Source organism: Bradyrhizobium sp. WSM4873, assembly GCF_055811355.1.
Genome location: NZ_JBVVPS010000010.1, coordinates 78,965 through 90,186, shown reverse-complemented (window position 1 = coordinate 90,186; position 11,222 = coordinate 78,965). Strand labels below are relative to the sequence as shown.

At 63.4% G+C, this 11,222-nt stretch carries 12 protein-coding genes; 3 read left to right on the top strand and 9 right to left on the bottom strand.

Features of this window, described 5'->3' with window-relative positions; translation table 11 throughout:
• Positions 1-155: 155 nt before the first annotated feature.
• The 5 genes from AC0L21_RS15990 to AC0L21_RS15970 form a co-directional block, all read right to left on the bottom strand.
• Positions 156-1,262, bottom strand: coding sequence for an efflux RND transporter periplasmic adaptor subunit (locus AC0L21_RS15990; protein ID WP_473262791.1), 1,107 nt, complete (start codon positions 1,260-1,262; stop codon positions 156-158).
• Between the two features lie 221 nt (positions 1,263-1,483).
• Positions 1,484-2,815, bottom strand: a complete 1,332-nt coding sequence (locus tag AC0L21_RS15985; protein ID WP_473262790.1) for an MFS transporter — start codon at positions 2,813-2,815, stop codon at positions 1,484-1,486.
• A gap of 146 nt (positions 2,816-2,961) precedes the next feature.
• The gene (locus AC0L21_RS15980) at positions 2,962-4,125 is read right to left on the bottom strand and encodes a winged helix-turn-helix domain-containing protein (RefSeq protein WP_473262789.1); all 1,164 of its coding nucleotides are present in this window, start codon (positions 4,123-4,125) and stop codon (positions 2,962-2,964) included.
• Between the two features lie 116 nt (positions 4,126-4,241).
• Entirely contained in the window at positions 4,242-4,496 is a 255-nt protein-coding gene (locus AC0L21_RS15975) for a hypothetical protein (RefSeq protein ID WP_473262788.1), read from the bottom strand.
• 120 nt (positions 4,497-4,616) lie between these two features.
• On the bottom strand, positions 4,617-4,862 hold the full coding sequence (locus AC0L21_RS15970) for a hypothetical protein (RefSeq protein WP_473262787.1): 246 nt from the start codon (positions 4,860-4,862) through the stop codon (positions 4,617-4,619).
• Positions 4,863-5,373: 511 nt separating this feature from the next.
• Here AC0L21_RS15970 and AC0L21_RS15965 point away from each other — a divergent pair.
• On the top strand, positions 5,374-6,015 hold the full coding sequence (locus AC0L21_RS15965) for an OmpA family protein (protein WP_473262786.1): 642 nt from the start codon (positions 5,374-5,376) through the stop codon (positions 6,013-6,015).
• Positions 6,016-6,070: 55 nt separating this feature from the next.
• Here AC0L21_RS15965 and AC0L21_RS15960 read toward each other — a convergent pair whose 3' ends face one another.
• The gene (locus AC0L21_RS15960) at positions 6,071-7,501 is read right to left on the bottom strand and encodes a phospholipid carrier-dependent glycosyltransferase (RefSeq protein WP_473262785.1); all 1,431 of its coding nucleotides are present in this window, start codon (positions 7,499-7,501) and stop codon (positions 6,071-6,073) included.
• 51 nt (positions 7,502-7,552) lie between these two features.
• Here AC0L21_RS15960 and AC0L21_RS15955 point away from each other — a divergent pair, with 51 nt between their 5' ends.
• Both AC0L21_RS15955 and AC0L21_RS15950 read left to right on the top strand, forming a co-directional pair.
• Positions 7,553-8,254 carry a FecR family protein gene (locus AC0L21_RS15955; protein ID WP_473262784.1) on the top strand — a complete coding sequence of 234 codons (702 nt, stop codon included), beginning with the start codon at positions 7,553-7,555 and terminating at the stop codon, positions 8,252-8,254.
• A 2-nt stretch (positions 8,255-8,256) separates the two neighbouring features.
• On the top strand, positions 8,257-9,396 hold the full coding sequence (locus tag AC0L21_RS15950; protein WP_473262783.1) for a hypothetical protein: 1,140 nt from the start codon (positions 8,257-8,259) through the stop codon (positions 9,394-9,396).
• 156 nt (positions 9,397-9,552) lie between these two features.
• Here the strand turns inward: AC0L21_RS15950 and AC0L21_RS15945 are convergent, their stop codons facing one another.
• The 3 genes from AC0L21_RS15945 to AC0L21_RS15935 all read right to left on the bottom strand — a co-directional run bounded on the left by AC0L21_RS15945 (position 9,553) and on the right by AC0L21_RS15935 (position 11,156).
• Positions 9,553-10,041 carry a VOC family protein gene (locus AC0L21_RS15945; protein WP_473262782.1) on the bottom strand — a complete coding sequence of 163 codons (489 nt, stop codon included), beginning with the start codon at positions 10,039-10,041 and terminating at the stop codon, positions 9,553-9,555.
• A gap of 42 nt (positions 10,042-10,083) precedes the next feature.
• Complete coding sequence (locus tag AC0L21_RS15940) at positions 10,084-10,512, bottom strand: VOC family protein (protein WP_473262781.1); 429 nt, start codon at positions 10,510-10,512, stop codon at positions 10,084-10,086.
• A 131-nt stretch (positions 10,513-10,643) separates the two neighbouring features.
• Positions 10,644-11,156, bottom strand: a complete 513-nt coding sequence (locus tag AC0L21_RS15935; protein ID WP_473262780.1) for a cupin domain-containing protein — start codon at positions 11,154-11,156, stop codon at positions 10,644-10,646.
• Positions 11,157-11,222: the final 66 nt, after the last annotated feature.

Below are 11,222 nucleotides of genomic sequence, written 5' to 3'. Positions count from 1 at the left end.
GCAAAAAAACGACAGCCACTCTGTTGAACGCGTCGACGCGAGGCAGCGAAGCAATCCAGGGGGCTGGGCAGGTTCTGGATCGCTTCGCCGCTTCAGCCGAAGCATTTGCGCTCGGGCAGAAACTCACCTCACACGACGTAACTCATAAACGAGACTTAGAAGGACAGTGACGACACGATCCGCACCCTCTGGGCCGGATCGAGCTTCTGCACACCGAGAGCGACGATCTTGGCGCCCTCTTCAACACCGCCGGTAATGACGACGTCGTTGCTCTCGTAGGACTTCACCACGACCGGCTTCAGCGTGACCGCGCCGTTGTCGTCGACGACGTAGAAGGACGGCTTGCCGCCTTCGTTGAACAGTGCCGACAGCGGCAGCCGCGCGACGCGCTCGGTGGCAGCGTCCGACAGCGTCAGCGTCGCGGTCATGCCGAGCGAAACCTTGTCGTCGGCCTCGGGCAGCGAAAATTTGGCGAGATAGGTGCGCGTGGCGGGATCCGCGGTGGGCGCGATCTCGCGCAGCCTGGCCGTATATTTTTTGCCCGGCTCCGACCAAAGAGTGACGCTGGCGGCGCCCGATTTGGCACGTCCGACCAGCGTCTCAGGGATCGCGACGACCGCTTCCTTTTCGGCAAAGCGGGCGACACGGATCGAGGTCTGGCCTGCGGCAACCACCTGGCCAGGCTCGATCAGCGTTGCAGTGACGACGCCACGGGCGTCGGCGTTGAGCGTCGCGTAGGAAAGGGAATTGTTGGTCAGCTCGACCGAGCGCTCGGCCCGGTTCAGGCGGGCACGGGCCTCGTCGGCGGCGGCGCGGCTCGAATCCAGCTGCGCGTCGGTAGTCCAGCCCTTGGCCTTCAAATCCTTGGCGCGCTGCTCGGCGGCGGCGGCCTGAGCCAGCACGCCGGTCGCGGCGGTCTGCTCGGCGACGGCCTGCTCGGCCTGGAGCTTCAGATCGACCTCATCGAGGACCGCGAGCGGCTGGCCGATCTCGACGGTCTGGCCGACTTCGACCAGACGCTTGGCGACCTTGCCGGCGACCCGAAAGCCCAGATCGCTCTCGATCCGCGGCCTGATGGTGCCGACGAAGCTGCGCTCGGGCTTTTCGGCGTCATAGTGGGCGGTGGCGACCAGAACCGGCCGCGGCGGCTCGGCCTTTTCAGCGACGGTGTCATTGCATCCCGCGAGGGCGGCAGCCATCAACGCCAGCGAAACACCAGCCAAGAGCCTCGAATAGCTGGACAAAACGGATCGGACGAACATCGGAGGACACTCCCTCGGCTGCAATGAGAGGAATGTCTACTAATCACTGATGAAAGTCAATATTCGTCAGTCATCAGGAAAGCGTGATCGTTAAGAGGTGGTAACGTCCGCGATTGCCCTTGGCGGAAGTCTGGGCTGTTAGAAGAAAGCGTCGCGCCGCGGGCCCTCCGGAGGGCCAGGCGGAAATGGGCCCTGGCTTTCGCCAGGGCGATATTTCGAGGCTACCGCCCCTGCTCCGCGAACTCGTGCTTGCTGTCGTGGCCGCCGATGAAGACCAGGATGCCGGCGATCAGCGGCAGCACCGCGAGCACGAGCAGTCCGCTCGAGGTCTGGCCGGTGGCTTCCTTGACCCAGCCGATCAGATACGGTCCGCCGAAGCCGGCGAGATTGCCGATCGAGTTGATCAGGGCGATGGCGCCGGCCGCCGCCGTGCCGGAGAGCCACGCGGTCGGCAGGGTCCAGAACACGCCGAAGCAGCAGAACACGCCGATCGCGGCGACCGTCAGCACGATCATCGTCAGGGTGGGGTCCGTGAGATAGCTGGAGACGCCGAGCGCGACGGCAGTGAGCAGCAACGGCGCGCCGACATGCATCACGCGCTCGCGCGTCGCATCGGAATGCCTCGCCCACAGGATCATCGCGATGGTGCCGAACAGATACGGGATGGCGGTGACGAAACCGGTCTGGGCGTTGGTGAGGCCGAACGCCTTGACGATCTGCGGCAGCCAGAACTGCATGCCATACAGCGCGCCGACGAAGCCGAAATAGACCAGGCTCAGCATGATCACCTTCGGTGAGGACAGCGCCTCACTGAGCGACAAATGCTTCACCGCCTGCTTGGCAGCGATCTCGGCATCGAGCTTGGTCTTGAGCCAGGCCTTCTGCTCGGCCGAGAGCCAATCCGCCTTCTCCGGCCTGTCGGTGAGATAGAACCAGGTGACGATGCCGAGCAGCACGGAGGGAATGCCCTCGATGATGAACAGCCACTGCCAGCCCTTCAGGCCCATGGCGCCGTCGAGCCCGAGCAGCAGGCCCGAGACCGGGGCGCCGATCACAGTGGAGACCGGAACGGCGATGGCGAAGGCCGCAAGGAAGCGGGCGCGATATTCGGCCGGATACCAATAAGTGAGATAGAGGATGATCCCGGGGAAGAAGCCGGCTTCGGCGACGCCGAGCAGGAACCGCAGCACGTAGAAGCTCGTGACGCCGCTCGTGAGCGCCATCAGCGCCGAGATGATACCCCAGGTCACCATGATCCGGGCGATCCAGCGGCTGGCGCCGAACTTCTCCAGCGCAAGATTGCTCGGCACCTCGAAGATGAAATAGCCGATGAAGAAGATGCCGGCGCCCCAGGAGAAGATCAGCGGCGTGAATTTCAGCTCGGCATTCATGGTCAGCGCAGCGAAACCGAGATTGACGCGGTCGAGATAGGAGAAGAAGTAGGCGAGCACCAGGAACGGGATCAGGCGCCAGGAGATGGCGCGGATCGTCGAGGTCTCGATTTCCGACTTGGCTGCGCCGGTCGAACCGGCATAGGTCGTGGTCTGGCTCATGGCTTCCCCCGGGGTTGTTGCTTTTATGGGCTGATCCGGGGTTTTGAGCATCACCGCAAAAGAGTCAATGGAGCAAGCAATGCGAGGGGCGCAGCCCGTCACCACGTTGCGCTACGACAGAGCTCGGTCATCCGCGCAGCGCACAACTACTCCGCCAATTGAAACTTCTCAAAACGATCGAGCTCCTCCTCGATCTTCCGTTTGAATTCCTTGCGCCCTGCGGTCTTCTTCCCCTCGCCGACCCAGGTCCATTTCTGCATCAGCAGCTTCTTTGCCTGCCGGTCGGTCTTCAGATCGAGCGCGGCGACGATCTCGTCGCCGACCAGTACGGGCAGCACGAAATAGCCGAGCTTGCGCTTGGCCTTCGGCACATAGGCCTCGAACAGATGGTTGTAGCCGAAGATAACATTGGTGCGCTTGCGCTGGATAATCAGCGGATCGAACGGCGACAGGATATGGACGAGGTCCGGCGGCGCACGCTCGCCTGGCTCGAGCGCAGCCGGCGACGCCCAGTGCTCCTGCTTGCCGGCACCTTCGATGGCGACAGGCACGAGCTCGCCACGGCGCACGCGCGAGGCGATCAGCGCAGCCACCCCCGTTTTGCGCGGCGCGTCGAGATGGCAGACCGAATCGAGGCTCACAACACCTTGCGATCGCAGCGCACGATCGAGCAGATAGCCTGTAATGTCCTTTGCCGAGGCCGGCTTCGGCAGCTTTTCCCAGCCGAAATGGCGCGTCATCAGCTCATAGGTCTTGAGCATGCCCTGGCGCTCGCTGACGGTCACGGCCCCCGTATAGAAGGCGAGCTGCAATGCCCGCTTCGAGGGTTTTCGGCTTTGCCAGAGATGCTCCTTCTCGGTGAGCACGTCGTCCTCGATGTCGCGGATCGTCAGCGGGCCGGCGCGCACCAGCCGCATCACCTTGCGCATGTCGGCGGGTTTTACCGAGGCGAACCATTTGTGCCCCTCACGGCGGTGCTCGCGCATCGCCGGCAGGAAGAAGCGGAAGTCACCGGCCGGCACGTAAGAGAGCGCATGCGTCCAATACTCAAAGACGCTTCTATCTACGCTCTGGGCGTGGCGCAGGTCGGCGCGGCGGTAGGACGGGATCCGGCTAAACAGGATGTGGTGATGGCAGCGCTCGATCACGTTGATGGTGTCGATCTGCACATAGCCGAGATGGGCGACCGCGTCGGAGACGGCTTGCGCGCCGTCACCGAACGGCGCGCGCTCGTCCAGCCGCTGGGCATGAAGCCAGATTTGCCGGGCCTGTCTCGTGGTCAGTGGAATCGGTTTGGGGGCGCGGGACATTGCGGGAGGGAATGTAGCGGGATTCGCGCCGGGAGAAAGAAGCGGACTGGACGCAGCAAAAGAAAAAGCCGCGCTGCCATCTGCTGACAGCGCGGCCGCTTGGCGTGGCCGAGGCCCTATTTCATCATCATGGCCTTCTGCGCCTTCATGTAATGCATGCAGCCGCCCTTCATCTTGCCATTGCTCATGTCGGTGTTGGCCATGGCCATTTCCTTGTTGGCCGCGACCTTGGCCGGAGTATCGGCCGTGCCCATCATCATGGCTGTCGATTTCATCATGTTATCGCCGGTGCACGCCATCATGGCGGCGGATGCCGGTGAAAGGGAAAGGGTGAGCGCGACCAAAGCTGCGGCTGTGAGCAACATTTTCATCGAAAAGTCTCCTCCGTAAAAACGAAACCGGCGTCATGCCGGCCTTCGCAATACGTATTCTCCGGCGAAGACGTTTCGGGGAGAAGACAATTTTCTTGCTGCGCTGCGAAGGCGGAGGGCTCAGCGGCCAGCTTTCGGGGCTTTGGACCGGTCGCCAACGCTGCCTGTTGCGACATCGGGTTCGCACGAGGCCTTGCCGCGCTCCTCCGCCTGGCACCGATAGACACTGCCGGTGAGACGATCGACCAGCCACATGTTCTCGTCGGTCGGCGCTTGAAACCCGACATAGCGGGAGGTCAGCCCCGTGATCAGTGTCGACAGCAGGATCGCCACCGCGATCATCGCCGCGCCGATGTAAATGGGCATGGAGCTCAGGGACACGGTCCGATCCGGCGGGCCACTGCGATAGAACTGATAATCACTCGGCCTCGGCACTGGGTGGAACTCGGCTCCCTTCGTTCGCGCTTGTCGGAGGCTGTGCCCTGCTAGGCGCCCATCTGGCCGAAAAATTGTTCACAGACAGGCCATCACGCGACGGCTTTGCGACAATCGGTCAGCACAGGTTTCCTGAGTGAACCGGGCCCCGGCCCCCGAGCGGCCCCTGGGCGCGGCGGTCCTCAGTGATGCGGATCACGCCAGGATTGCGACGGCTCGAACGTTCGTCGGCAGGCGTGCGACCACTCTCTTCACGCGTCAGCATCCGTCCTTGGAGCGGACCGCGGGACGGCCCTCCATGAACCCGAAACCGCTTGAAATTCGCTGCCATGGCCCCGGAGGGCCCCGTTTCCACCGTGACCAAGATCACACCAAGGGTTTTGAACCTGCCCTATGCTTGCAGCATCAAATAGCCATCAGGCGTCACAACGAGGATACGACAATGACTAGTTTTAATAAGTCTTTTGCACTGAAGGCGATGACCCTCTCGGCACTTCTCTCGATGACGGCCGGCCTGGCCATGGCCGGCGACGCCAATGTCTCGACCAGCCAGATCCTGGATGCATTGAAGCCGAAGGCGACGACCCGCGGGCTGTCCGCAGGTCCGCAGGTCGATCCGGCGGTGCAGGCCAAGGAATCGACATTCCTGAACACCGTGCGCAACCGCTCGACGCGCTCGCTGTCGACGGGCGAGCGCGAGCAGATTGCCGAGCTCGCCGCGACCAAGCCGAAGATCGATCTGGAGATCCAGTTCGACTACAACTCGGCCGACATTGCCAAGACGTCAGTGCCGTCGGTGCAGGCGCTCGGCAAGGCGCTGTCCGATCCCTCGCTGAAGGGCTCGACCTTCGTGGTCGCCGGCCACACTGATGCGGTCGGCACCGAGGGATACAATCAGGGGCTCTCCGAGCGGCGGGCTGACACCATCAAGAAATATTTGGTGCAGAACTACGGCCTCACCGGCACCGATCTCGTCACTGTCGGCTACGGCAAGACCAAGCTGAAGGACGCCGCCAACGGCGCCGACCCGATCAACCGCCGCGTCCAGGTCGTGAACATGGACACCAAGACCGCGTCAAAGTAATTCAAAGGTCATCGCCCATAAAGGCGCCGCCTGCCGTTCCCGGCAGGCGGCGATATCATATCCAGCTTTGGAAGAGCATCAGCCGGTTGAAAGTCTGCATCGACGTGCCGATGAAGGCCGCGGAGATCGGCAGCATGACCGCAAAGCCTGCTGCCGCGACCGCGACATAGGCCCACAACAGCCAGCGGGGTAGACCGTCCCGACGCAGCACGTAGACCAGCGCGAGCGACGCCACGGTCGCAGCCGGCAGATAGTAATAGATGAAGGCGAGCGTACGCGGCAGCAACGCCCAGGCGAGCCAGGACCCGAAATAGAAGACCGCGATCAGGAACGCATCCCGGCGACGCGAAACGACGAAGTCGCGCAGCACCACGGCGAGCGCGAGCAGCGCCGGCCACAACACCAAGGGGTTACCGAGGAAGACGATCGCGGAGACATTGTCGTCCGCGGTCTTGTCGAACAGGAACCACACCGGGCGCGCGAGCAGCGGCCATGACGGCCACGCGCTCATATAAGTGTGGCCGGCGATTGCGGTGGTGGTGTTGTCGGCGAAGATCCGGCGTTGCGCCTCGACCAGATCCGGCAGCGACACGCCGTAGAGAGGGACGAAGGCCGCAAGATATGTCACCACGGGCAGGACGGCGAAGCAGACCACGACGTGATGGAATCTGAAGTCGGGCCAGAGATCGGGCCGGTACCAATCCCCCGGCTTCGCGTCGGCAAACAGGGTGTGCCAACCCTGCAACAGGCGGATCACCGCGACGATGACGATACAGATGCCGAGCGGAAACAGGCCGCTCCACTTGCAGGCCGCAGCACAGCCGAACAGGCTGCCGGCGGCCGCGAACAATGCATGGGGACGATCCTTTCGAAAGCCATGCATGAAGGCGGCAATCGCTAGCAGGCCAAAGCCGAGTGCAAAAATGTCGAGCATCGCGATTCGCGCCTGCACGTACAGCATCTGGTTGCAGCCGGCGATCAGCGCGGCGGCGATCGCAGGCCCTTGCGCGGCGAACAGCGCGAGGCCGCACAGATAGATCGCGACGATCGCGAGCGCGCCGAACAATGTCGCGGGATAGCGCCAGCCCAGCGCGGTGTCGCCGAAGGTCGCGATCGATAGCGCGATCAGCTCTTTCGCCAATGGCGGATGCATCGGATTGAGCATCGGTTGCGACATCGATGGTGCCAGCATCTGTCGCGCCGCCGGCACGTAATGCACCTCGTCGAAGACAAACTTTTCCGGCGTCGTCAGGCCGATCAGCAGTGCGAGATGCGCGACCAGGAAAATCGCGACAGCAATCACTGCGCTCCGCGACACCTTCGGAACCGCGGGCAAGTCGAGCGGCATTTGTGGGGATGTTTTGCGTGGCAATTTTGCGTCACCGCGGAGAATAGTAGGGATCGCGGTTTTCATTGAACGCATTCTGCCGCAACTGTCACTAAGCATAACGCAGGTCGCGCGCCGCTTGTGATAATTCCGCCACATCGCAAGCGCGCATGATCCGGTACGATCAGGGACACATCGATCGGTTGCGAAATGAATTTGCGTTTCTGGCTTTTCTTCACGCTGTTGTCGGCCGGCTTGTGCGCGACCCCTTGCGCCCAGGCGCAGACGCGCGTCGGTGAAGCCGTCTTGATTCAGAATGAAGTCGTTCGCGTGGCCGCGAACACGACGCCGATCAGCGTCGGCGACAGCATGCTGCGCGACGAGACCGTGCGCACCGGCGCCGGCAGCGCAGCGCGCTTCGTGATGGCCGACAGTACCAATCTGTCGCTCGGCCCGAGCGCGACGCTCAAGCTCGACCGCACCGTCTTCAACGACGAGCACAGCTATCGCGACGTCGCGATCCGCATGACGACCGGCGCATTCCGTTTCGTCACCGGACATTCCGAGAAAACCGCCTACAAGATCACGACCCCGCTCGCGACCATCGGCGTGCGCGGCACCACACTCGATATCCTGTCCCAGCGCGGCCGCTCGGTCGTCGTGCTGCAGGACGGCGCCGCCAGTGTCTGCACGACAAGCCAACAGTGCGTGCAGCTCACCCAGCCCGGCGACACTGCAATCATCACCTCGACCGGGGGCAAGGTCTCCATCAGTAAGACCAATACGCCGCCCTGGACTTTTGCCGCGACCTGCGCCGCGAGCGCGGGATTGTGCGCGGTCAACCAATATGCGGACGCGTCGCCGACCATCACGCCCGCCGTTCATGACGACGGCATGCTGTGCGGACGCTGAAGATGGCGATATCCACCACCATCAGGCGCTTCATGCTCGGGAGCGTGCTGACCGCCGTGGCCGCGGTTGCGCTGATCGCGGTCGATACCCGTCTGGCGGCAGCCGCCACGGCGACGCCCACACCGGCGCCGAGCTATTTCCCCTCGCCGACGCCGACCTACAGCCCCTCGCCCTCGCCCAGCCCCACCCCGTCATCGTCGCCGAGCCCTTATCCGTCATCGTCGCCGAGCCCGACGCCGACACCGACCGGCGCGGATTCCAGCGGCGGCTCGATCGGCGGCCTTGCCAACCAGCGCTTCAACCAGATGATCACCAACCGGGTGCTCGGCACGGTGCTGCTCGGCGTCAACGAGCAGGTCAATTGCAGCAACTGCGTCAGCGCGTTCGGCTCGGCCGGCTCGTTCTCGGCGGGCATCCACGGCCGCAAGGAGCTGACCAACAATCTGTCGCTGCTCGCCGGCATCGCCTACACGCAATACAGCGAGGGCGGCTACAACATCACCAGCGCACCGATCGGCGCCTTCGCGCTGCGTTATGACTTCACCGACTGGGGCTCGTCGCGCCCGTTCTTCGACGTCGGCACGATCCTGACGCCGTGGGAGAAGGCGCGCTACACCCGCAGCTACAACACCAGCCTCGGCCCGGTGAGCGTTACGAGTTCGACCAACGCTTCGAACTACGCCGTCTACGGCCGCGCCGGCTGGATAAGCCGCGTGTCGCCCCGCGACGAGGTCGCCGCCTCGATCGAGGTCTGGCAGCTCTGGCAGCGCGTCTCGGGCTATACGGACAGCGCAGTGGCGTTCAATCCGTTCGACGCCAGTATCGCGACCGGCACCGACCGCACCAGCCTGGTCAAGATCGGCGGCCAGTGGACGCATCTCTACGGCAGCAATATCGAGGCCAACATCAACGGTGGCTGGGTGCAGTCATTCGCTGGCCATAGCGGCATCGTCGCCACCGTGACCGGCGACGGGATGGTGGTGCCGACCATGGGCAACCAGGGCTGGTTCGAATATGGCGGCCGGCTCGGCTTCCGCGTGCAGAAGGGCTGGATCGTCGACCTGTTCGCCAACGGCACGCTCGGCCCGCAGCCGGTGGGTAACACCATCCATGGCGGCCTGGGGCTGCGGATCAATTACTAGCGGCGGGCCTTCGCCTCAAATTCCGCTGTCATGCCCCGGCTCGACCGGGGCATCCAGTGCGCCGCGGCCTATCGATTGACCAACGACCGTCTCGGCGTACTGGATCGCCCGGTCAAGCGGGGCGATGACAGTGAGTATGTGGCAAGGGCACGCGCTTCACGCCGCCGACTTGCCCTCGAACGCGCGGCGCAAGGTTTCCACATCCAGCTTGACCATCTTCATCATGGCCTGCATCGCCCGTGCGGCAGCCGCCTTGTCGGGGCTTGAGAGGAATTCGAACATCACCTTCGGTACCACCTGCCAGGCCACGCCCCAGCGATCCCTGAGCCAGCCGCACTGCTCTGCCTTGCCGCCATGGGACAGGAATGCATTCCAGACGCTGTCGACCTGGGTCTGATCGTCGCAATGGATCATCAGCGAGATCGCGTGGGTGTATTCCATCTTCATGCCGCCGTTGAGCGCGACCAAAGGCTGTCCCGCCACCGAGAATTCGACGACGAGCACGGAGCCTTCCTTGCCGGACGGGCCATCTGAAACGTTGCGCTGAACATGCGTGATCGCCGAATTCGGAACGAGCGAGACGTAGAACTTCGCGGCTTCCTCGGCATCGCCGTTGAACCACATGCAGGGCACGAGCTTGGACATCTTGAATGCTCCTCTTCGGTTTCTTGCTGTTGTGGGCTTGGATCAGGCGTTCGCCATGTCGGGCTGCGCCGCGAAGGCCGCCATGTCCATCCAGTTCACGCCCCACATGTGGCCGTCCGGATCCTCGAAGCTGCGGCCGTACATGAAACTGTATTCGTCCTTCGGGCTGGGATCGGCCACCCCGCCTGCAGCCGCGGCCCTGCTGACGATATCGTCGACCTCGGTCCGGCTATCGGCGGACAGGCAGAACAGCGCCTGGTTTGAGGTCTTTGCATCCGAGATCGGCTTCGGCGTGAACTGACGGAATTTCTCGTGAGTCGTCAGCATCGCGTAAATGGTCTCGGAAAAGACCATGCAGCTCGCCTTTTCGTCGCTGAATTGCGGGTTCCTGGTCGCACCGACCGCCTCGTAAAAGGCAGTGGCGCGCTTGAGGTCGGTCACGGGCAGATTGAGGAAAATCATCCTGGGCATCGGAGCTCCTTGGGCGGGGTTCTGCCCAAGGACGGACGGCCAAGCGGCGATCCGACACGGCTTCCGGATCTTTTTTTGGACCTTGCCTGCGAGGTTCTGTCGCACAGAACCCGCTGGCTTTCAGGCGCTTCTCACTTCTTCTCGTTCGGATCGCGGTGAATGGGATCGACCCACAGCACGGTCTCGGGCTTCTCGATCGGCTCGATGTCGAGGTTGACCGCGACCGCCTCGCCGTCGCTGCGCACCAGGACGCATTCCAGCACCTCGTCCGCGCTGGCGTTGATCTCCTGATGCGGCACATAGGGCGGGACGAAAATAAAGTCGCCGGGGCCGGCTTCCGCGGTGAATTGCAGGCTCTCGCCCCAGCGCATCCGCGCCTTGCCCTTCACCACGTAGATGACGCTTTCGAGATGGCCGTGGTGGTGCGCGCCGGTCTTGGCGTCGGGCTTGATGCTGACCGTACCCGCCCACAATTTCTGCGCACCGACGCGCGCGAAATTGATCGCGGCCGCGCGGTCCATGCCCGCCGTCGACGGCACATTGGTATCGAGCTGGTTGCCGGGAATGACGCGCACGCCGTCATGTTTCCAGCGATCGTCGTGATCGTGGTCATGGTGGGAATGCGAATGGTCATGGCCGGTCATGAGACTTGCTTTCTGTTGGTTCCGTGTGCGGCAAACTAACCCAAAGCCGCGACATCGAGCCATAAC